Annotated in this window: 24 protein-coding genes and 1 tRNA gene; 6 read left to right on the forward strand and 19 right to left on the reverse strand. The window is 62.7% G+C overall.

Annotated elements, in window-relative coordinates; genetic code table 11:
• Window positions 1-458: 458 nt before the first annotated feature.
• Window positions 459-1700, forward strand: a complete 1242-nt coding sequence (locus tag DSM104635_RS15675; protein ID WP_158767111.1) for a retroviral-like aspartic protease family protein — start codon at window positions 459-461, stop codon at window positions 1698-1700.
• Here DSM104635_RS15675 and DSM104635_RS15680 read toward each other — a convergent pair.
• From DSM104635_RS15680 to DSM104635_RS15700, 5 genes are all read right to left on the reverse strand, one after another.
• Complete coding sequence (locus tag DSM104635_RS15680) at window positions 1697-1996, reverse strand: winged helix-turn-helix domain-containing protein (RefSeq protein WP_158767112.1); 300 nt, start codon at window positions 1994-1996, stop codon at window positions 1697-1699. The genes DSM104635_RS15675 and DSM104635_RS15680 overlap by 4 nt on opposite strands.
• 3 nt (window positions 1997-1999) lie before the next feature.
• Window positions 2000-2623, reverse strand: a complete 624-nt coding sequence (locus tag DSM104635_RS15685; protein ID WP_158767113.1) for a hypothetical protein — start codon at window positions 2621-2623, stop codon at window positions 2000-2002.
• A 9-nt stretch (window positions 2624-2632) separates the two neighbouring features.
• A complete protein-coding gene (locus tag DSM104635_RS15690) occupies window positions 2633-3865 on the reverse strand; it encodes an acyltransferase family protein (protein WP_158767114.1) in 1233 nt (410 codons plus the stop codon).
• A 134-nt stretch (window positions 3866-3999) separates the two neighbouring features.
• Window positions 4000-4365 carry a glyoxalase superfamily protein gene (locus DSM104635_RS15695; protein ID WP_158767115.1) on the reverse strand — a complete coding sequence of 122 codons (366 nt, stop codon included), beginning with the start codon at window positions 4363-4365 and terminating at the stop codon, window positions 4000-4002.
• Window positions 4366-4369: 4 nt separating this feature from the next.
• On the reverse strand, window positions 4370-4777 hold the full coding sequence (locus DSM104635_RS15700) for a GFA family protein (protein ID WP_158767116.1): 408 nt from the start codon (window positions 4775-4777) through the stop codon (window positions 4370-4372).
• A 90-nt stretch (window positions 4778-4867) separates the two neighbouring features.
• On the opposite strand from DSM104635_RS15700, the gene DSM104635_RS15705 reads away from it, so the two are divergent.
• Window positions 4868-5299, forward strand: coding sequence for an anthrone oxygenase family protein (locus DSM104635_RS15705; protein WP_228445721.1), 432 nt, complete (start codon window positions 4868-4870; stop codon window positions 5297-5299).
• A 37-nt stretch (window positions 5300-5336) separates the two neighbouring features.
• Here the strand turns inward: DSM104635_RS15705 and DSM104635_RS15710 are convergent, their stop codons facing one another.
• From DSM104635_RS15710 to rplK, 3 genes are all read right to left on the reverse strand, one after another.
• The gene (locus DSM104635_RS15710; protein ID WP_158767117.1) at window positions 5337-6386 is read right to left on the reverse strand and encodes an NAD(P)-dependent alcohol dehydrogenase; all 1050 of its coding nucleotides are present in this window, start codon (window positions 6384-6386) and stop codon (window positions 5337-5339) included.
• 150 nt (window positions 6387-6536) lie between these two features.
• Entirely contained in the window at window positions 6537-7274 is a 738-nt protein-coding gene (rplA, locus tag DSM104635_RS15715; protein WP_158767118.1) for a 50S ribosomal protein L1, read from the reverse strand.
• 4 nt (window positions 7275-7278) lie between these two features.
• Window positions 7279-7725 (reverse strand): 50S ribosomal protein L11, encoded by a 447-nt coding sequence (gene rplK / locus DSM104635_RS15720; RefSeq protein WP_158767119.1) that lies wholly within the window; start codon window positions 7723-7725, stop codon window positions 7279-7281.
• Between the two features lie 198 nt (window positions 7726-7923).
• On the opposite strand from rplK, the gene DSM104635_RS15725 reads away from it, so the two are divergent.
• The gene (locus tag DSM104635_RS15725; protein ID WP_158767120.1) at window positions 7924-8298 is read left to right on the forward strand and encodes a hypothetical protein; all 375 of its coding nucleotides are present in this window, start codon (window positions 7924-7926) and stop codon (window positions 8296-8298) included.
• Window positions 8299-8461: 163 nt separating this feature from the next.
• Here DSM104635_RS15725 and DSM104635_RS15730 read toward each other — a convergent pair whose 3' ends face one another.
• The 5 genes from DSM104635_RS15730 to DSM104635_RS15750 all read right to left on the reverse strand — a co-directional run bounded on the left by DSM104635_RS15730 (window position 8462) and on the right by DSM104635_RS15750 (window position 14868).
• Window positions 8462-9871: a sensor histidine kinase gene (locus DSM104635_RS15730; protein ID WP_158767121.1), complete on the reverse strand. Its 1410-nt coding sequence runs from the start codon at window positions 9869-9871 to the stop codon at window positions 8462-8464.
• Between the two features lie 25 nt (window positions 9872-9896).
• Window positions 9897-10262 (reverse strand): response regulator, encoded by a 366-nt coding sequence (locus DSM104635_RS15735; RefSeq protein ID WP_158767122.1) that lies wholly within the window; start codon window positions 10260-10262, stop codon window positions 9897-9899.
• Window positions 10263-10438: 176 nt separating this feature from the next.
• Window positions 10439-12091, reverse strand: coding sequence for a GNAT family N-acetyltransferase (locus DSM104635_RS15740; protein WP_158767123.1), 1653 nt, complete (start codon window positions 12089-12091; stop codon window positions 10439-10441).
• A gap of 33 nt (window positions 12092-12124) precedes the next feature.
• The gene (locus tag DSM104635_RS15745) at window positions 12125-12310 is read right to left on the reverse strand and encodes a hypothetical protein (RefSeq protein ID WP_158767124.1); all 186 of its coding nucleotides are present in this window, start codon (window positions 12308-12310) and stop codon (window positions 12125-12127) included.
• Window positions 12311-12402: 92 nt separating this feature from the next.
• Window positions 12403-14868 carry a TonB-dependent receptor gene (locus tag DSM104635_RS15750; protein WP_158767125.1) on the reverse strand — a complete coding sequence of 822 codons (2466 nt, stop codon included), beginning with the start codon at window positions 14866-14868 and terminating at the stop codon, window positions 12403-12405.
• 202 nt (window positions 14869-15070) lie between these two features.
• On the opposite strand from DSM104635_RS15750, the gene DSM104635_RS15755 reads away from it, so the two are divergent.
• On the forward strand, window positions 15071-15607 hold the full coding sequence (locus DSM104635_RS15755) for a TetR/AcrR family transcriptional regulator (RefSeq protein WP_158767126.1): 537 nt from the start codon (window positions 15071-15073) through the stop codon (window positions 15605-15607).
• Here DSM104635_RS15755 and nusG read toward each other — a convergent pair.
• The 5 genes from nusG to DSM104635_RS15780 all read right to left on the reverse strand — a co-directional run bounded on the left by nusG (window position 15604) and on the right by DSM104635_RS15780 (window position 18200).
• The gene (gene nusG, locus DSM104635_RS15760) at window positions 15604-16191 is read right to left on the reverse strand and encodes a transcription termination/antitermination protein NusG (protein ID WP_158767127.1); all 588 of its coding nucleotides are present in this window, start codon (window positions 16189-16191) and stop codon (window positions 15604-15606) included. The two genes, DSM104635_RS15755 and nusG, sit on opposite strands and share 4 nt — an antisense overlap.
• Before the next feature lie 5 nt (window positions 16192-16196).
• The gene (gene secE / locus DSM104635_RS15765; RefSeq protein ID WP_158767128.1) at window positions 16197-16436 is read right to left on the reverse strand and encodes a preprotein translocase subunit SecE; all 240 of its coding nucleotides are present in this window, start codon (window positions 16434-16436) and stop codon (window positions 16197-16199) included.
• 65 nt (window positions 16437-16501) lie between these two features.
• Window positions 16502-16577: transfer RNA gene (locus tag DSM104635_RS15770), tRNA-Trp, on the reverse strand.
• A 241-nt stretch (window positions 16578-16818) separates the two neighbouring features.
• Entirely contained in the window at window positions 16819-17208 is a 390-nt protein-coding gene (locus DSM104635_RS15775) for a VOC family protein (RefSeq protein WP_158767129.1), read from the reverse strand.
• Between the two features lie 80 nt (window positions 17209-17288).
• Window positions 17289-18200 (reverse strand): GIN domain-containing protein, encoded by a 912-nt coding sequence (locus DSM104635_RS15780; RefSeq protein ID WP_158767130.1) that lies wholly within the window; start codon window positions 18198-18200, stop codon window positions 17289-17291.
• A 248-nt stretch (window positions 18201-18448) separates the two neighbouring features.
• On the opposite strand from DSM104635_RS15780, the gene DSM104635_RS15785 reads away from it, so the two are divergent.
• The gene (locus DSM104635_RS15785) at window positions 18449-19174 is read left to right on the forward strand and encodes a porin (protein WP_158767131.1); all 726 of its coding nucleotides are present in this window, start codon (window positions 18449-18451) and stop codon (window positions 19172-19174) included.
• Window positions 19175-19456: 282 nt separating this feature from the next.
• The gene (locus DSM104635_RS15790) at window positions 19457-20203 is read left to right on the forward strand and encodes a hypothetical protein (RefSeq protein WP_158767132.1); all 747 of its coding nucleotides are present in this window, start codon (window positions 19457-19459) and stop codon (window positions 20201-20203) included.
• Between the two features lie 72 nt (window positions 20204-20275).
• Here DSM104635_RS15790 and DSM104635_RS15795 read toward each other — a convergent pair whose 3' ends face one another.
• On the reverse strand, window positions 20276-21283 hold the full coding sequence (locus tag DSM104635_RS15795) for a GIN domain-containing protein (RefSeq protein ID WP_158767133.1): 1008 nt from the start codon (window positions 21281-21283) through the stop codon (window positions 20276-20278).
• Between the last annotated feature and the right edge of the window lie 51 nt (window positions 21284-21334).

The following is a 21334-nucleotide window of genomic DNA, read 5'->3' on the forward strand; positions in this document are numbered from 1 at the left end:
CGCACGCGGACCAGCCGGCCGGCGGAAAGACCCCCGAGCGGCGCGCGGTCCACGCGCTGCCTGTCCCAGGAGCCGGCCTGCGGGAGAGGCCTTGACAGCCACCCCCGAAAAACGTCAGCTTCTGTCTATTGCTGGCTCGAGAAAGCCTGAGCTTTCAACGATTTAAGCCACACACAAAGAGCCCTTTCGGGCATACCATGTGTCTGGCGCCTGCAGTCTCGGACAGGGTCGGTGAGGGGTTAACCCCACCGGATCGCGCGATATGCCTGCTTTATTGCACTGCCGCAAGCCCGGCAGGCACAATTCTCTGCGACTGACAAGTAGGACACAGCCGTTGGTCACGCGCCGCCAGCGCTGTCCATGCACCCACTGCGATGCTTAATCGATAATCGATAAAGTTTGTTTGCGCTCAACATCGATTATCGATAAGTTGTCGGGCTGTGCTCCCGGAGATCGCAATGAAATTGCTGCTCGCCACCTCGATCATCGCCGCCCTCGTACTGACCTCGGCCCCAGCCCGCGCTCAGACAGCTGACCTCGCGACGGCGATCCAAAACAGCGACATCGCGGCGATCGAAGCTGCCGCTGCCAGCTCAACGAGTGAAAGCGCTCTTGGGGGCGGCGTACTCAAAGCGATGCGGCGCCAAGACGAGGCCGCGCTCACTGATCTTCGCGCCGCAGCCGAAGATCAGTCGCTCGCCGCTGCGCTCCGCCGCGACGCCTGGATGACCGCCGCCGGCATCTACGGTCGCCAAAGCCGCTTCCCCGAAGCCGTCGCCGCCATAGAAGCCGCCAACGCCGCTGCGCCCGCACGCGACGAAGAAGCTGCGCGCGATACCGAACAAACGCTCGTCTTCACCCGCGCGCTCGTCACCGTCCCGCCGATGCAAGCCAATGTCGCCGCGAGCGGCCAAACCGAACTCGACTACGATATAGCGCGTCTGCCACGCGCCGACGTCATCATCAACGGCCGCACCCAAGAAGCCGTGCTCGACACGGGCGCCAACTATTCCACCATCACCGAATCCACCGCGCGTCGTCTCGGCCTGCGCATGTTGCCCGACCCCATCACCGTCGGCGCTTCAGGCAACGACGCGGTCGCCGGCCATCTCGCCGTCGCCGACACGCTCACCATCGCCGGTGGGCAATTCCGCGATGTCGTTTTCATCGTGCTGCCCGACAACGCGCTGTCGTTCATGGGCGGCGTCTATCGGATTCCCGCCATCGTCGGCTTCCCCGTGCTCTCGGCTCTCGGCCGCGTCGAGTTCGCTGGCAACACGCTGCGCCACAGCCGCTCCGGTCGAACCTGGAGCGCTGACTCAAACGTGCTCTTTCGCGATCTCGAAGTGCTCGTCTCCGTCACCGCCAACGGCAACCCGGTTCAGCTCTTCATGGACAGCGGCGCGCAAAGCTCGAACCTGACGCCGCTTGCGACACAACAATTCCCGACGCTGCTGCAAGGTGCAGACACCCGCAACGTCCGCATCGGCGGCGCCGGCGGCTCGCGCGTGCACGAGAACGCCGCCGTTCTTCCCAACCTCGCGATCAACGTAGGCGACCGCACCGTGACGATCGAAAACGTCGACGTCATCGGCGACGCCAGCGACGGTCATCACGGCACGCTCGGCCAAGACGTGCTGCGCGCCGGCAGCGGCTACGCCATCGATTTCGACGCGCTGCGGCTAGAGCTATTGCCCTAGCCGTCACCCACGAGCTTCGCGATCGCTTCCAGGTACGCGGCAAACGCCTTCCTGCCCGCCGGCGTCATGCGCACGCGCGTCAGCGGCTTGCGATCGACGAAGCTCTTGTCGATCGAGATATACCCCACCTCTTCCAGCTTCCGTAGGTGCACCGAAAGATTGCCTTGCGTGACCTCGAGCAGCGCCTTCAGCTCGGTGAAATCCGCCGCTTCCGCATCGGCCAGGTACGCCATGATACCCAGGCGCACGCGCCCGTGGATGACGTCGTCCAGCTTGCCGATATCGAACGCGGCCATGTGCTACGCGGCCCGCTTCGCGCCGCGCCAGATAATCCAGCCTGGAATGGCCATCAGCACGGTGAGCCCGATAGCCAGAGTGAGCAGGTACGCTCCGATGCTCTCGTACACCGCTACGCCCAACGCTACCGTCATAATGAACCAGCCGGCCGCCACGAATCCAATCCACGGCTTGCGCAAGATCACCCACGCGACGAACCACGCCACGCCTTGGAACATGGACACGACGATCGGATGATAGAGCCAGAGCCCAAAGCTCTCCGCCTTGTTGGCGCCGTACGCGAACACGAACGCCATCACCAAATTCGCCAACCCCGCCCCTTGAAACACCGCACCCAGCGCGCGCGCTGCGACGCCGGTGACTTTTGTCTTGCGATCCTTCCAGATGATCACGGTGAGAATGGCGCAGAACGCAATCGTCGGCACGAACGCAATCGCCAATGCGCCCAAGCCTTCGGACGGCGCAATCTCCAAAGTCTGCAGCCAGTGCAAGAAGCACTGGCCGCCATAGAGCAATCCCGCCCAGAAAAAGCATTCGCCGATCGTGGCCTGCATCGGTCCCGTGCCGCTGACGAGGCCGCGCATGTACGCGAGATCATCGCGCGCGCTTTGAACATCGGACGCCATCGTCATCTCCTATTCCGCTGCTGCGAGCTGCGGCTCGCGCTTCGCCTTGCCAGGCCGAACCTTTCGGCCATTGAGAATCGCGCCGAGCCAAGAATAGCGCACCAAGAGGTCGTAGCTCACAAACATGATCGCGAACGAGATGCCCACCGTCATCGGGTATCTCGCCGACCACGGCAGATCGAGCGGCTGCACCAGCGCCTGCATCACCAACAGAACCGGGATGTGAACGATGTAGATCCAGTACGACGCATCGGCGACGTAACGCACCGCTTCGCTCTCGCGCTTTAGAAGGCGCACCGCGCCGCCAATGATCCCCAGCGTCCAGCCCCACACGCCGAGCGCATAGAGCGCAGCGTAGAGCATCGTGTCGAAGCCCCGCTCCGCCGGCGCCAGCACCGGCTCAACGCCGAGCATCATCAAACACACGACGGTGCAGAACACGCCAAGGCTCAAGTTCGAGAGCCAGTGCTTGGCCCAGCTCTCCAGGATCGACACCTGCCGGTTCACCAGCCAGCCAAAGCCAAACGCCACGCCGTAGCAGATCAGCGCGGTGGGATTCGGCACAAGGCCTGTGTCCGGTGTCGGAATGCCGAAATACGCCATCCAGCTCGGCGCAAAGTAGAGCGCCGCGAACACCGGCAGCGCGAGGAACATCACAGCCGCCGGCCCAGCGATGAACTTCACCACCGGATCGACAATCCGCGCACGCAGCGCGCCGCTGCGATCAACCAGCACAACAAGACCACGCAACGCCAACGCCACCGCATAGAAGATCAGCAGCACGTACAAGAACCAAAGGTGCGTCAGCGGCCACGCTTCCACCGTCAGCGGTGAAGGCGGCGGCTCACCGGAGGGCGCTTCGCCGCCATTGGCGCGAACGCTCACCCAGATCAACACCGCAACGATAACCGTGAACACGATCGGCCAGAACATCGCCAGCGGCGTCGCGATCCGCGCCAGCCGGTTCTTGATGAAACCGCCAACACCGCGCCGCTCCAGCAGCATGCGCGCGAAGAAGCCCGCGAGCAGAAAGAACACCGTCATCCGAAACACGTGCAGCACGTAGAATGCGACGGTCAGCTCGGTGCTCGCGTCATCGCGCACGATCCAAAGCTGCGGCCCGAGCAAGAACGGCAAACAGGCGTGAAACAGCACGCCCAGCATCAGCGCCCCGCCCCGCACCGCGTCCAAAGCGTGCAGCCGCTCGCCGCCCATTGAATTGGCCCCAACCGAATTGGCCATGACAAACCTCCACCGGCCGGCTCCAAGCCAGCACTCGGCTCGTCTATATATCAACTAGTCTGTTTTGTAAACTAGTCTGACGATGGCAGGAGCGACGCGGCGATTTCTCCTTTGTTTTCAAAGTTTCTGGTCTCTCAGCCCCTAAACTGGGCGTCGTGCGGTCCTGGCCGCGGCTCGCTCCCAAATCGCAAGACATGGCCGTTGGGGTCCTCGACCTGGAATTCGTAGCCCCACTCGAAACTCTTCGGCGGATCGCGGATCAGAGCCCCCTTGGCGACGAACTCGGCGTACAGCGCATCGGCGTCCTCGACCCCGATCCAGAGCCATGTGCCGCGCTGCCCTTGATGGCCGTCGCAAATCAAAAGCGGATGCCCGTCGCGCACGACGGAAAGCATGTACGGGACTTCCCAGTTCACCGCGAAGCCGAGCACGTCGAGATAATAGCGCTTGGTCGCCTCAAGATCGTCGGCGCGCAAGATCGGTGTGATGTTCTCGATCATGCCATCAAAGATAGCTCTTCACCGCGGGCTCGTTCCACCAATTATCGTGACGTCCGTCCTGAAACTGAATCGGCGTGGCGGCAAAGTCTTCCGGCGTCACATCGTCGAGCGTCGACACTTGGATCGAAACAAAATCGCCGCCGAGCTGCTCTAAGTGGCCCTCGCCGTGCGTGATCACGCCGCAATGTTTGCAGAAGCGGTGATGCCCGACCTTCATGCCGAACTGATAATCGCTGGTCTCGCCCTGCCCCGCGATTAACCGAAACTGATCCGGCTTCAGCAGCGCGCCCCACGAGCGCGTCTTGAAGCAATAGGTGCAATTGCAGCGTCCCGTGCCCTTATCAAAGTCCACGTCAGCTTCGTACTTCACCGCGCCGCAATGGCATGAGCCGTGATACGTTTTTTGCGTCATAAGCATTCTCCCAACGGGAAACTGGACTGTCCGACCATAAAGTCAAACTGCCGGCGGGTTCGTCAAGAACCGCACCTCTGGAGACTCCCGATGATCTTTACTGCCTCCGCCCTCGCCGTCGCCGCGGCATTCGCTGGCGCTGCGTTCTATGTCAACGCCGCCGAACAACCCGCGCGTTTGACGCTCGACGATCGCGCGCTCCTAACGGAATGGAAACCGAGTTACGAACGCGGCGCGCTGATGCAGGCAAGTCTCGCGCTGATCGCGTGCGGCCTTGGCGTCGCCGGCTGGTTGATCGAGCGCGAGGCGCTTGCCGCACTGGGCGCTGCTTTGATCCTGGCGCCGTGGCCTGTGACGCTTTTCATAATCATGCCGACGAACAATCGCCTCAAAGCCACGCCAGCAGAGAGCGCCGGCCCGGACACCCGAGCACTGGTGCGCAAATGGGGCCGCTTGCACGCAATCCGCACCGGCCTCGGCATCGCCGCCAGCATCGTGTTCGTGCTTGCGATCGTGCTCTGACAAAACGCCCCGGCTTTCACCGGGGCGCCTGGTGGCTCTAGAGCGTCGCCATGTCGATGACGAAGCGATAGCGAATGTCGCCCTTCACCAGCCGCTCGTAAGCGCCGTTGATGCCGTCCGGCGCAATGATCTCGATCTCGGGCTTCACACCCTTCTCGGCGCAGAAATCCAGCATCTCCTGCGTCTCACGGATGCCGCCGATCGGCGAGCCCGCCACAGAACGCCGGCCCATCAGCATCGTGAACACTTGCGGCCAGACGTGGCTCTCCGTGATTGGCGGCGCGCCGAGCAGGCACAGCGTCCCGTTGCGGCGCAACAGCCCGCTGAACGCCTCCAAATCATGCGGCGCCGAAACCGCATCGATAATCAGGTGAAAGCTATTGGTGTACGCCTTCATCTGCGCCGCGTCCTTCGACAACACGACCTCATCGGCGCCCAACGCCTTCGCGTCCGCAACCTTGCCGGGCGACGTCGTGAATACGACGACATGCGCGCCCATCGCCTTGGCCAGCTTCACCGCCATGTGGCCCAAGCCGCCGAGACCAACGACACCAACCTTCTGCCCCGGCGCCACCTTCCAATGACGCAACGGCGAGTACGTCGTGATGCCAGCGCACAGCAGCGGCGCGGCGTGTTCGGACTTCAGCCCATCCGGAATTCGCAGCACGAAATCTTGTGTCACGATGATCGCTTTGGAATAGCCGCCATACGTCGGCAGTCCAGTTTGCTTCTCGATGCCCATATAGGTGCCGATCTGCTTGGTGCAGAATTGCTCCTCGCCTTCCTGGCACGCCTCGCACGCGCGACAAGAATCCACCATGCAGCCAACGCCGACGCGGTCGCCCGCCTTGTGCTTCGTCACGTTGGCGCCAACAGCACGCACGACGCCCACGATCTCGTGGCCCGGCACCGCCGGTGACGGCTGCTCGCCCCACTCACCGCGGACATAATGCAGATCGGAGTGGCAAATGCCGCAATGCGTAATGTCGATCGCGACATCATCCGCACCCAATTCGCGGCGTTCAATTTTGACAGCTTGCAGCGGCGCGTCCGAACGCACCGCGCCATAGGCGGATACCTGGCTCATGAAGTTCCCTCGAAATGAAAATTGCCGCGCAATCCACGGGCGCGGCGATGATGCAGATGTAGGTGTTGCGCCGCGCTTCTTCGAGAGCCGCAATACAAAAACGCCCCGGCTTTCGCCAGGGCGCCTTGTCTTTGTGCTTTCGCGCGAAGCTTAGCCCTGCGATGCAGCCAGCGCGGCGGCCGGATCGATCCGGACACCCGGACCCATCGTCGTCGACAGCGCAACCTTCTTCACGAAAGTGCCCTTCGCGCCAGTCGGCTTCGCCTTGGAGACCGCGTCCACGAACGCTTTCACGTTCTGCAGGATTTGCTCTTCGGTGAAGCTCGCCTTGCCGACGCCGGCGTGAATAATGCCGGCCTTCTCGACGCGGAACTCGACAGCGCCGCCCTTAGCGTCGGCGATGGCCTTTTTCACGTCCATGGTCACGGTGCCGACCTTCGGGTTCGGCATCATACCGCGCGGGCCCAGCACCTTACCGAGACGGCCAACGAGGGCCATCATGTCCGGCGTTGCAATCAGGCGTTCGAAATCGATCTTGCCGCCATTGATGGTCTCGAACAGATCCTCCGCGCCGACGATGTCGGCGCCGGCGGCCTTGGCTTCTTCAGCCTTGGCGCCCTTGGCGAACACCGCAACGCGCGCGGTGCGGCCCGTGCCGTTCGGCAACGCGCACACGCCGCGCACTTGCTGATCGGGATACTTCGGATCGACGCCGAGGTTCATCGCCACTTCGACGGTTTCATCGAACTTCGCGCTTGCGCGCGACTTGATGATCTTCACGGCTTCATCAAGCGTGTGCAGCTTACGCGAGTCGATGTCCACGTGGCTTTTCTGCTGACGCTTCGACAGCTTGACGCCGCCTTTAGTTTTCTTCGGAGCTTCGGCCATCGTCCTACTCCACCACCTGCACGCCCATGGAGCGTGCAGTGCCTGCGATCATTTTCGCGGCTTGGTCGAGATCAGCGGCGTTCAGATCTTTTTGCTTCGCTTTGGCGATGTCCTTGCACTGCGCCATCGTGATCTTGCCGACCACATCGACGCCCGGCTTCTTCGAGCCGGAGCCCGGCTTCTTCGCCGTGGCCATCTTCGCCGCCTTCTTGATCAGGAACGACGCCGGCGGCGTCTTGATCTCGAAGGTGAAGCTCTTGTCTTGGTAGTAGGTGATGACGACAGGGCACGGATCGCCCTTGTTCATGTCCTGCGTGCGGGCGTTAAAGCCCTTGCAGAATTCCATGATGTTCAAACCGCGCTGACCGAGCGCTGGGCCGATCGGGGGCGAAGGGTTCGCTGCCCCGGCCGGCACTTGGAGCTTAATCTGCCCCAGTACCTTCTTAGCCATGTTGGCCTCTCGCTTAACGCCGGACGATCGCTAAACCGCCCGACCTGAGTGGGTGCGTGGTGCGGGCGGCTAAGCCCCTCCCACGCGGGAAGCGGGGCTTATAGGGGGGCGGTTTCGCCTTGTCGAGCCGCCTCCCTGCCCCGGCCGACTGGCCGCCGACGGCTCTTTGTGTACTATTGGGTGGCTCCAGAGGTGGCCATGTTCGGTAAAAACAGCGCCAAGGCGCCAGACGTCCGCGCCTACGACCAGGCCAAGGAAGCAACGCGCCGCGCCAGCTTCCTCAACGCGGCGTCGCAACTCCCAGAGAGCGATCCTGACCGTCAGGACCTCGCGCTGCTGTTTCGGGTGTGCCGCGCCACGGCGCTCGGGACCGGCGCTGAGCTCGGCAAAACCCAGCCGGAGATCGATGCCGAGATCGCCGCCCTCTGCGATGCCGACATCGCCCGCCTGAAAAAGGCGTCGCCCAGCGCCGTGCAGGATTTCGCGCGCGAGTCCCACAAGATCGCGAAAGCCTTCCTGGCGACGGTAGATCCCAACGCCTTCGGCGCCTCGCGGCCACCCACCACGCACTAATCCGTCCGGAGCTGACTATTTAATGCGATCACCGAGAGCGGACGCCATTTTCGGCAGAGCCGCACGCCTAGGACTTTAAGTCCGCCGAACGTGAATCTCGCCGCTCATGAGGGCGATGCGCCCTTCCGCTCCTGGCCCCGAAGCGGACGTCGGGCGGTTTCCATCAGGCAGCTATAGGTTCCGCGCCGCCCGATGGCGCCAAGAGCAAGGGAAGGCGGACTCTCACGATCGTTCCAGTCGCCTCCACTGCCGATGGGACAATTGTGCCGCCGAGCTGACGCACGAAGATCGCAACGTAGTCGGAGCCGCGTTTCTCCGGCGCCTTTGGCAAGTTCGGATCCTTGTCCTTCATGCCTATGCCGTTGTCGGTGACGCACAGCTCAATCTCATCGCCGACTTGTTCGACACTGAGCACGATGCGGCCCGTCCCGTCGGGAAAGGCGTGCTTTATCGCGTTGGTCGCGAGTTCGTTGACCAGTAGTCCGAACGGCACGGCGCGATCGGGGTCGATTTCCAAAGGCTCTGCCTTGACCTCTATTTTTATGCCCGACTCGTTTCGGAGCAGGCTCGCCGACACGGTCTTGGCGATTTCCTCAAGATAGGCGCCCACGGCAACGGTCCGGCCGCGGCTGGATTGTGATATCAGGTCGTAAAGTTGGGCGATGGCGCCGATGCGCGTCTGCATGGCCTGGTACCCTTGAACGCACGGCGCCGCCGTCCATCGCGACTCGAAGGCGATCAGGCCGACGATGATCTGCAAGTTGTTCTTGATACGATGTGAGATTTCGTTGGTCAGCGTGACCGCATCGCGTTCGCGCTGCTTGCGGTCGGTAATGTCCTCGAACACGAGCAGCATGCGATGGGCGTGGTTGCCCGGCTGAGAGATTTTACGCGCATTCAAGTTGAAGACGCGCCGGCCGAGCCCTGGAAAAACATCCTCGATCTCGAAGCTCTCAATCGGTTTGTTTTCCGGGAGCACCTTCTCCATCAAATGCCGCAACGCCGGAACATCCCATTGATGTTGCAGCAGTTCGGAGACGCGGCGTCCTTTTGTTTCCGCCTGCGTAATCCCGAAAATCGTCAGAAAGGCCTTGCTCGCGGTCACAATCGTCATGTCGGTTTCGAGCACGACTAGGGGATCGCGAATGGTGTCGACGATGCTTTGGGTGAGCTGCCAAGTGCGCTTGCTCTCCTTGCGGGCCTCGCGCTCCTCGCTGACATCCTCGATGGCGAGCAGAATGTAGCCGTCATGTTCACCGCCGCGGAGGATTTTCCGTGCGTTGACCAGCATGGTGCGCCTGCCAATGGTAGGAAAATCATGCTCGACCTCAAAGCCTTCAACTGACGCGCGATGAGGGATCACGCTCTCGAGCAGATTGCGCAGCGCGGGAATGTCCCATTGCCGGTTGCCGAGGTTGTAGATCAGAGACCCCTCAGTTTCCTGCGGGCTGGTTCGGAACGTCTGGTAGAACGCGCGATTGGCGGATTTAATAATCAGATTTTGATCGAGAATGATGAGTGCGCTGGGCACTGTTTCGACAATGTCGCCCGCAGCAATTTCGGAGTCCGCCATTTTGCTCGTCACCTGTTTCGCGGAATCACACCGCAAGCATTTCCACGAAGGAGTCTTGAAGCTGTTGTTCTGTGTACGGCTTTCTCAGAAAGTGCGTGCCAACAACGAACAGCGCCTTCATCTTGTCGGTGAGAGAGTTGCCCGTCGTGTAGAGCACACGCAGTTGCGGTCGAAGCGCGACGGCTTGGCGGGCGAGATCGCACCCGCCGAGGACCGATGCCTTGAGGTAGATATCGGTGAATAGCGCGTCGATGTGCTGAGGCGAGCGCAGAATCGCAAGCGCTTCGTTTTCGTCACCCGCCGACAGTGTTTCGTGGCCCCAATCTTGGATCATCATTTCCGCGACCATGCGGATCAGCGCGTCGTCTTCAACGACGAGTATTACGGCCATTTCCACCCAACTTTCTGGCCAAACGGTTGCCGGCGCGATCGCGCCGTCGGCATTTTGGCATAACTGAGCATAACTCGCCTCCGAAAGAATGGTTCCGCGAAAACGGACTTTCTTTTCGTAGGCCTGCTCTGCGGGCCGATCGCATACCCCCTGCGATCGGCGAAAAGCGGACGGCCCTACTCCGCCCGCGGCCCGTTCGTCAGCACGGCGACTTCCGCCAGAACGATCGGCAGCGTCCACGCGCCGGGCGCTGCGATGTATCGCGGCTCCCAGCGCGGATGGAATTTGTCCTTGAATGCGCGCAAGCCCTGGAAGCCGTAAAACTGCTCGCCACGCTCGTGCACCAGCCGCCCCACGCGCGCGAACAGCGACGCGTACTTTTTCTCCTCCGCCAGCCCCGCCAGCGGCGCCATGCCGAGATCGAACGTCGCCAAGCCATGAGCCTGCGCCCACAGCAGAATCTCCACGAACAGGAAATCCATTAGCCCGTTCGGCGCCGCTTCCGGATCGAACCGCATCAGATCGAGCGCGCCGCGTTTGCCGTCGGCCGTGACCCAGATGTTGGCGAACGCGATCACGCGCCCACCCATCCGCACCGTCGCGATGGCGCAGCGCGAGAGATAAGGCGGATCGAACGCGCCCAGCGAAAACGCCTTCTCGCGCCCGCCATGAGCCGCGAGCCATACATCCGACACCGGCCGCAACTGATCGAACACGTGCGGCTCATGCGGCGGACGCTCCAGCTCGAACACCGCGCCCTCGCGCTCCACGAACCGCCGCCGCGCCGAGCGCAGTTTCGACATCGCCGAACCGGTCAGCGTGAAGCTCGCCAGCTCCACCACCGCGTTCTCGCCAATCTTCTCGACGCGAAACCCAAGCTCGATCAGCTCCGGCAGCAAATCCGGCGGCGCCGCGTACACCACCGGCCGCAGCGACATATCTTCGGCTTTCGCGCGCAGCGCGATCAACGCCGCCCGCCACGCCTCGCGCTTGCCCACCGGCGGCCCCATCGCAATCAAGCTCGAACCACCCCGCGCGCTCATCACAAACGCGCCGTCCGCGAACACAAAGCTCTTGTCGCCCGTGAACGCGAGCTGCGCATCAGGCGGCGCCTGTTCCGCAGTCGCGATCATCGCTTCGGCGCGCGCGAACTCTTCACTTGCTGCCGGCGCGAGCTTTCCGCGCGCGCGGCTCAGCAAATACCACTGCGCCGCGATCACCAGCGCGATCGCGGCGCCCGCAGCAAGCGCTCGCCCTGGCCGCCCCAAGCGGCCATCCGTCAGCAACGCCCACCACGGCGCGCTGGCGAACTCAGCCCGGTCGCCCGCCCACAACAGCGCGCCCATCAGCGCCAGCGAAAACATCACCGCGATGCCCAACGCGACGCGCGAGTCCGGCAGCAAATCCATCAGCCGCGAATGCCGGTAGAACGCGCGCCGCGAGAGCAGCAACAACAGCGTCACCACACCGGACGCCGACGCCGCCAGCACATGCCCGTGCCGCAACGCCGCATAGATGCAGACCACGGCCATCAGCGCCGTCGTCGCCGCCCACGCCGCGTCGACCCGCCGGCGCAATCCAGTCGCCAGCCCCATCAGCACGACACCGGCGACGCTCGCGCTCAGTTCGGGCAGTTCTTCGACCAGACGCTCGAGCGTACCGAGGCCGCGCACGTGCTGCAGCGCTGGCGTGGCGACCGCGATCAACGTGAAGGCGCCCGCGCCAAACGCGAGCGCCGCAAACAAAAGCGGCGCACTCTCAAACAAGCGCGCGCGCCATTCCGGCTCGCCGCGCGCCTCCTCCGCTGGACCGCGAGTCGCTTGCGTCATGCGCGCAAGTCTAGGCGCGCCGCGTCCGCCGCTCTAGCCGCCGAGCAACCCGCCGATCAGCCCAAACACCGCACCCATGGTCGAAACCCAAAGACTGCCGACAAGACGCCCGGCGACCGCGGCCGCACCTGGCACAAGCAGCAGCGCCGCGGCGACCACGAGCGCGATGCCCAACAGCCACAACCCGGTGCTTTTGTGCTTCTTCAGGGCGGACCGCATGCCGAAGCTTCGCATGGCGCGCGGCATCGGGACAAAGAAAAAGCCGCGGGCTAAAGCCCGCGGCTGAAAGTGGCTGGGAGGGATTCCGACGCTTAGTTGTGAACGCGGATAGAAGCACCCAGAACCATACCTTCGTTGAGCGGCGAGAAGGTTGGGTTTGCCGGCCCCCCCGTGCCGTATGGTCCCGTGCCGTCACCACCAAACGGCGCGGCATCCGGCAAGTTGGTGTCGCCGCCCCAAGTCGCTTCGTCGGTGAGGTTCTCGCCGTAGACAGAAAGCGACCAATTTCCGTTCTCCGGGACAAACGTAAGATTGGCGTCAAAGATATCTGCTTCGGCGAGCACGCCGCGGTTGCTGTCGTTGTAGAAAGCTTCATCGCGGTGGTTGTAGCCAACACGGCTTGACAACACGCCCCCGAAGATCGGCAGATCGTACACAAGGTTGGCGCCGTAGGTCCAAGGCGCGAGACGCGGGATTTCCTGATCGAGATCGCACGCGCCAACCGTCTGCGCTGGCGTATCGGTCAGCGCCGAAGGCGTTACGCAATCGATGCGCAAGGCATCAAGGTCCGCAGTGACCTCGTCATACTCGCCATCGGTATAACCGGCCTGCACGCTGACCAGGAAGTTTTCCGTGAAGCTCCAACGCGCCTCAAGCTCGGCGCCCTGGATGATCGCTGTACCCGCGTTCACGATCACCTGCTGCACGCCCGAGCCGCTGGCGTCCGGAACGTTGGTTTCGCGCTGCATGTCGTCGATCGTGTTGTGGAACAGAGCAAGGTTCACGCGACCGCGACGATCGGCAAAGTCCTGCTTCCAACCCACTTCGAACGAGCTTTGTTCTTCAGCGTCGAACGGCGTGGGTGCGCCGGTTATGGCCGTGGTGCCGAGCGTGGTGACGCGGAAGTTCATGCCGCCGGAGCGGAAGCCTTGAGCCCAGAACGCATAGATGTTCGTTTCCTCATTCGGCTCCCATTGGATGCCAACGCGAGGCGATGTGTCGTTCCATGACAGGTCGAAAGGCGTATCTGAGAACGTTAAGAACCCACCGTCGATGCTGCCCCCGACGACGCCCTCACCGGGTACCACGTTCGCGCCGTCAAGGTTGTCGGCGGGAAGGATGAATAGTCCTACGAGAGCCGGTATTGGTGCGACTGTGATCGGCTGCGTGACCGGCGTGACGCCGCGGCGGATCCGCGAAATCTGTCCGCTCTTTTCTTCATGGCTATAACGAACGCCGAAGTTGAGAGTCAGCTCGTCGCTGAGATGCCAATCGGCGTTTGCGAATGCGGCCCAAGTCGAGAACTCACCCTCGCCGCCACCCACGCGCGTGATCCAGAACGGGTCGGCGGCAGCGTACTGCAATGGTCCAACAACCGGCAGCAGTCCGGCAAACAAGAAACGCTCTTCGATGTAGAACAGGTTTTGTTCGAAATGATAGACGCCCGTGGTCAGCTCGACGTTGCCAAAGGTGCCGGCGTAGCGAAGTTCGTTGCTCCATTGATCTTGCTCGTTCACCGCGCGCGCGTGAAAGCCGGTGAAACTCGTCGCATCGATGTCGCTGCTCGAGCGACCGTCGTAGTCGCGCCAGCCGGCGATGTTGGTGACTGTGCCGTCGCCCAACGGAACGTCCCAGTTCACTTCGAACGTGGCTTGATTCCAGTCGCCCGATGCGTAGCCGGGATTGTTGATGGCGAAATCGAATGAGCCGCGCTCATAGAGCCCGTGGTTTTGCGCGGCGGGACCATCGCTATCGGAAAAGCCCTGCTCAAGACGCAGGATCATGTCCAGATTGTTGGTTGGGGTCGCCCGCAAGGCGAAGCGGTAAATGTCCATTTCCGACGCGCCGAATTGCGAGCCGTCGAAATCGTTCTCGAACCAGCCTTCGTCTTCGTTGTGATAGACCGCCAGTTTCGCAGCCAGCAGGCCTTCCGCCAGCGGGCCGGAGATCGAAAAATCGGCCGTGTATTCCGGACCGGTCTCGATCCCGGCGCGGGCGTTGATTTCCAGATCATCGCCGGGCGCCGTTGTGCGGATCAGCACAGCGCCGCCAGTCACATTGCGCCCGTAGAGCGTGCCCTGCGGACCGCGGAGAACTTCCACGCCCGCGAGGTCGAAGTTGTCGACGACGATGCCAGCGTTGATGCCTTGATAGACGCCGTCAACGAACACGCCGACGGTCGGGTCGACTGACGGGATCGAGCTGTTGATTGCCAAGCCGCGGATGCCGAAGTTGGCGACGCCCGGCGCGGTGCCGACGTCTTCCAGCTGCACGTTCGGCATGACGTAGGTCAGGCTCTGCAACGATTGGAAGTTCAACGCTTCCAATTGCTCAGCGCCGAACGCTGTGATCGCACCTGGCACGTCTTGCGCCAGCACATCGCCGCGCTTCGTCGCCGTGACGACGATTTCGTCGGATGCAACCGAGGCCGCGCCGCGCGGGCCTTGTTCGTCCGTTTCCTGCGCCATAGCTGCCGGCGTGAACGCCAACGCGCCGCCCACCAGCCCAAGCGCAAACTTCATGGCCGCGCCCGAGCGCAGCTTGCTCTTTTCCGACATATCAGTTCCTCCCGCGTCGCTCGGAGTCTTCCAACCCGCCGTACACAAGTGTATGGGTACGGCGTTCAGCGCTGTCTTGAAAGTGAAACTGAACATCCTGTAAGTGTAACAACGGTTACGTGTTTTGAGCGCCACACAACCCCTACCTGAGCGGAAGCCAAAAGCCGTCCGCAAATCAGCGAGTTCCGCCACAGCGGAGGCATTGGATGTCCAGGCGTGGGTGGAGGCGGCGTTCGACGCCCTCGCCCTGGGCGGCATCGAGGCTGTTCGCGTTGACCCGTTGGCCAAGAGCCTCGGCGTCACCCGCGGCAGCTTCTACTGGCACTTCAAGGATCGCGCGGCGCTACACGCCGCGATGCTGAAGGACTGGCGCAAGCGCGCGAGCTACCAGATCGGCTCGCGGATCGAGAATAGAGTGTCCGCGCCCGACGAGCGGCTCAGGCAAAACCTGGCGCTGCCGAAATCCGGCCCGCGTGCGCGACGCGCCGCGGCGATCGAGTTTGCGATTCGGCTTTGGTCTTTGCGCGACGAGGAAGCGGCGCAAGCGGTGAAGCACATCGACCACGTGCGCCTGCACTATTACGCCAAGCTCTATGACGAGCTCGGCTTCTCGCCCGAAGAGTCGCGCAAGCGCGCGTTCCTGTTCTACGCCACGCTGATGGGCCAAGCGATCATCGTCACGGACGATCAAACCGATGTGCGCGGCGAACTCGCTGACGCGCTACTCGGCAAGCTCTAACGCAGCTTTTCGACCTGCGCGTATTCGAGATCGACCGGCGTCTCGCGGCCGAAGATCATCACGGCCACCTTCAGGCGGCCGCCGTCTTCGTCCACTTCCGACACCGTGCCTTCGAAGCTCTGGAACGGGCCGTCCGACACCTTCACGCGCTCGCCCACTTCGTAGTGGATCAGATTGCGCGGCTTTTGCGCGCCCACTTCGGCGACGCGGCCCAGGATGCGCTCGACTTCCTTGTCGCTCACCGCCTGCGGCTTGTTCTGCGTGCCGAGGAAGCCCGTCACCTTCGGCGTGTTCTTGACGAGGTGATAAGCCTCGTCCGTCATTTCCATCTTCACCAGGACGTAACCCGGGAAGTGGCGGTGCTGGCGCACTTTCTTCGAGCCGCGGACGATCTCGGTGACTTCCTCGGTCGGCACCTGAATGTCTTCGAATTGCTCTTCGAGACCCTGTCGGCCGGCCTGGTCGCGGATCGCTTCAGCGACCTTCGCTTCAAAGTTCGAATAAGCGTGAACAATGTACCAGCGCGCTTTGCCTGAATAGCGCGGCTTCGGTTGTTCAGTTTGCGGTTCTTGCGCTTCGACCATTGTCGTCAGTTACCTAGAGTCAAATTCAGAATGAAACCCATGACCCAGCGCAGCAGCGTGTCCACGGTGAAGAAGAAAAGCCCCGCGACGACGCCAAAGATCACCACCATGATGGTCGAGACCGTCACTTCCTGACGCGTCGCCCACGTGACCTTGCGCGCCTCGGCGCGCACTTCGCCGAAAAAGCGGAACGGCCCGCCACGGCGCCGCGGTTCAACTTCCGGCTCGGTCTGATCCATCGACATTCGTTCTTCTATTCCTGTCACGCGCACTTCAGATGGGCTGGCCCTGCTCTATCGCCAAGCGGGGATGGCAGGAGTTGAGGGACTCGAACCCACGACCCTCGGTTTTGGAGACCGATGCTCTACCAGCTGAGCTAAACTCCTACATGTCCGCCGTAGCCGAAAGGCGAAGGCGGAAGCCCTGTTTCCCAGGTACCGGTCCGCGTTGCGGGAAGGCCCGCTCGACAATCCGATTTTAGGGAAGGCGGACTTTTATGCTGAGCATTGCCGCAGCGCAATGGGCGCCCACCGGTATTTCAGCGGCGGGCGGCAGGAACACGAGGGATAACCACAAGCGCAAAGAAGCCCGGCGTCGCCGCCGGGCCCTTCTTCGTGTCCGTCAAACTCATTCTGCGTCGAACAAAACTTCCCAGGTATGACCGTCCGGATCGGTGAAGTAGCCGGAGTAGACGCCGTCATCGTCCGACGCTGCGGAGATGGTCGCGCCCGCGCCCTTGGCCTTGTTCATGATCGCATCGACGTCGCCGCGGCTCTCGGCGAAATAGCTGATGATGGTCTCCGACGAGCCCTTGCCCGCTGGACGGAAGCCAACCTTCTCCACGTACGTGCCGAACTCGCTGCGATCGAGCAGCACGAGATAGACGCCATCGACGTCGAACGCCGCGTGTTCTTCGTCCTGCTCTTCAACCGTGAGGCCCAAGCCGTCGCGGTAGAACGCAATCGACTTCCGCAGGTCGTCCACCGGAAACGTCACGCATGAAATCGCTGCGGGCATAGGAACCTCCATCGACGCTTTATGCGTCCCACTGAACGGGCAGATTTGGAGGGATTCTGCCAGGCCCGCAAAGGCTCGTTTCAGCGCCCGATGATGACATCTCCGCTACCAATGGTGCTGCGGCTGATCTCGCCGCTAACCTGGCGCACATGTACATCGCCGCTGCCGAAAATGGCCGCGTCCAGGCTTTGCGCCGTGCCGTTGTGAATAACGTTGCCGGAACCCGCGATGGCTACGCTCAACGTCGTCGCACGGCCGTCACGGACCAGCACGTCGCCCGAACCCTGAAGGGCGATGCTGGTTTCCCCGTCCGCGCGCGCGGCGGCGACTCCACCGCTACCGGCTAACGATACCGTAAGGCCGTCACGCACAACGCCGATCCGCAGATTGCTTGAACCCGCCACCGCAGCCTCCAGCGCGCCGACGTCGAACACGCGCAGCTCGGATGAGCCCGACACTGAAATCTCCGCGCCTTCCGCCACGCGCTCCACGTCGCCGTCGCCGCAGCCATCGAGCCGAAGCACAGCCGATTGCGCCGGCGCCATGCGCAAACGTACCGCGCCATTCACCGCCACCACCGCCGCCTGAGGTACGCGAAGCTCGATTGTCGGGATCTGTGAGCCTTCGACCGTCCCAAACCGCCCGGTGCGCACCTCAAATCCGGCGCCGCCTTCGACCTCACAATTGCGGATTTGTCGGCGCATCCCACCGTCCACGATAAGCCGCCGGCCTGACAGCCGCAGACGTGGCGCAGGCAGTGGGCCATTGTTGATAATCGCAACGGAGACGTCGGACCTGTTCTCCGGCCGCACCCGCACATAGGCCACCACATCCCGAAGTTGAACTTCGGACGCCCGCGCGTAACGGGCATAGCTTGGCGCGGTCAGAACAAAGGTGGGCGCCGCGGGCGCAACCGGAGGCGTGGGCGGGGTCTGCGCCGCGGCCAGGGGCGCCGCCAGCAATGCACAGCTCAAAATGGCGATCAGACGCATCTCGTCGGGCCCTCCTCGGGCCTTGTCCCACACTCATCAAGATGCGCCAAAGCGAGCGCTTGGATGCACCGTTTCTGGATTCTCCAAACAGGAGAAAACCCCAATGAAATTCGCACTCTAGGCTGTGACTTTCGGGCATCGCTCGTTGTTAATCGTTAATAACGGGGCGGTGTTGAATTGCCCGCTACAGCGCCCGCGCTCATGTGTGGCCTCCCCAGAACGGGTGATCACTACAGGGGTTAGACCTTATGCGTAATTGGATCATCGGCGCGGCGGCCATTCTGGCCGTTGCCGTGCCGAGCGTCGCCGCAGCCCAAACGGGCTACGTGGGCGCGGTTTATGGCAACGCCGACAACGGCGCTGTCGATGAAGACTTCTACGGCGTCGAAGGCGCCGTGGCGTTCGCTGGCTCGGGCTCGATCGTGTTCGAAGTCGATGCCTCGATCTCCGACTCTGACGACAGCGACACCGGCTACGGCGTCGTTGGCCACGTCTACAGCCGCAACGACAGCCACCTCTTCGGTGGTTTCGTCGGCATCGCCGGCAGCGACGACAGCGACACTTGGACCGCCGGTCTCGAAGCCGCCAAGTACTTCACGAACTGGACGCTCGCCGGCGCGGTTGCCTACGGCAACAACGACGACGCCGACACCGATGGCTACGGCGCCAACGTCGAAGCCCGCGTGTTCATCAACGACAACTTCCGTCTGAACGGAAACATCGGCCTCGCGTCGATCGATACCGGCGCTGACGATGAAGACGTCACGATCTACGGCGTTGGCGGCGAATACCAGCTCGCCAGCTACCCGGTCAGCTTTACCGCGAACTACAACACCGCCGACTTTGACGGCGGCGACGTGGACGTGTGGACGATCGGCGTTCGCTACAACTTCGGCGGCCAAACCCTGCGCGATCGCGATCGCAACGGCGCCAGCCAAGCCAACGTTGTGAGCGGCCTCGGCGCTGCTCTCTAACCAACACTTCTCAGTATCAACTTCAGCGCCCCGGCTTCGGTCGGGGCGTTTTTCTTTGTGCCGTCACACCTTTAACGGACGTTAACCCATTCGCCGGATAATCGCCCCGATTGGCCTTGTTCCCGCCGTTATCATTATGATTTCGTTTACTTTTTGTGGTTCCCGGGCCACAGGCTAACACCGTCGTCACAGAGCCGGCGCTTGTTCACTAGAGCTGCAATCCCCGCTCCCCTAATTTGCGAGCAGCCGTTGAACGGCGAACCTCAAAGGGGATTTCATTACATGAAGAAGTTTCTCGTCGGCGCGGTCGCGACCGCCGCCCTGCTCATGCCGGCTGTCGCTCAAGCCGACACTAACGCCGTCGTCGGTCTGAACTATTCCAACACCGACGTCGACAGCTTCGATCTGGATGCCTACGGCATCGAAGGCGCGTTCAGCCACGATTTCAGCAACGGCACGGTGTTCCAGTTTGACGGCGCAAGCGATCGTGTCGACGTCGGCGGTTGCTGCTATTCCAGCAGCTATGGCGCTGCCCACTATGGCATTCGCAATGACAATTACGCCATCGGCGGCTTCGCCAGCTTTGACGAGCTGTTCATTTACTCCGGCCTCGGCCTGGGCGTCGAAGGTCAGCTCTATCTGAACAACATCGTCCTCAACGGGTCGATCGCCCACGCCGATTTCGGCGATCTCGATGTCGACACCACAATGGCCGCTGTCGACGCCACCTACTTCTTCTCGCCGAACCTGGGCCTGACCGGCCTGGTCAGCGTTGCGGACGACGAAATCTACGGCGACGACACCACGACCTACGGCATCAGCGGCGAATATCGTCTCGCCAGCTCGCCTCTCAGCTTCGAACTCGGCGTCCGCCAAACGGACATCTTCGACGACGACGCGACGACCTGGACGCTCGGTCTGAACTTCGACTTCGGCACTGGTTCGCTGCATGAGCGCGCCACCGACGGCCCGAGCTTCAACGGCGCTGCGAACCTGCACGACTATCTCTCGCTGCTCCCGACTCCGTAAGGCGGCGCGAAACCAAACGGAAAAGCCCCGGCCTAATAGCCGGGGCTTTTTTTGTTGCCCACGTCTCTCGGCTCAGCGCCCGAGTGAAACGTCGCCAGAGCCATTGTCGATCAGCCGATCGACCTGCCCAGCGTTCGCGATCGCAATGTCGCCCGAGCCGCTCAACTGCACCGATGTATGCGCTGCCGCGCCGTTGAAGCGCACATTGCCGGAGCTCGAATTCTGCACCTGCAACTGGCTCACGCGTCCGCCGCGCACATTGATGTCGCCCGACGACGAAAGCTGCAGCTCAGCGCTTTGCCCTTCGACCGAAGCTACCTCCATCGACCCCGAACCGCGCAACGACGCTTCCAGCGAGCCGCGCACTGCGCCTGCCTCGAAATCACCCGAACCCAGCAACGACAATTCCGTCGCGCCGCCGGTGTTGCCGGCGCGCAGCGAACCCGATCCATGCAGCGCCGCTTCCAGGGGCCCGCCGACATTACCAATCGTCAGATCGCCAGATCCGTTGAGCGAAGCCTCCGCGCCGCCCGTCACATCACGCGTCGTCAAAGAGCCCGAGCCGTTGAGCGAGGCTTCCAGGTCGCCGCCGATACGCGCGGCGTTGATGTCGCCCGAACCATTTAGCGCGAGTTCAAGATCACCGCTCGTGTCAGCCATGGTGACGCGGCCGCAGCCGTTCAGCGCCACGTCGCCGCCGGCGGACGCGCCAATGTTTGCGAACACCGCGCCACCCACGCCAAGATCAAGCGTGCGCGGCGTGCGGATTGTGATGCGTGGCAATTCGTTGTGCCGCAGCGTGCCGACGCCGCGTACGCCAACGCGATCATCCGAGCATTGATGGATGCGGTTGCGCAGCCCGCCGTCAATCACAATGCGCCCGCCTTCAACCCGCGCCACCGGCGCCTCGAGCCGCGCCGACGCGGTCGATGTGACGGCGATGTCGGCGCGATCTTCCGGCGTCACGGTCAGCACTGCCGCCGCGTTGCGAATCTCGATCGATTGGTTGGTGAAGGTCTGGGCCGCGGCCGGCGCAGCCATAAGTCCGAGCAAGGCCGTCGAAGTCAGCAAAACGCGCACGTCATCCTCCCTGGGAAATGGGTTCCGCCTTCGAGGATGCGCCCCTTCCCG

It is taken from the genome of Terricaulis silvestris, assembly GCF_009792355.1.
GTDB lineage: Bacteria > Pseudomonadota > Alphaproteobacteria > Caulobacterales > Aquidulcibacteraceae > Vitreimonas > Vitreimonas silvestris.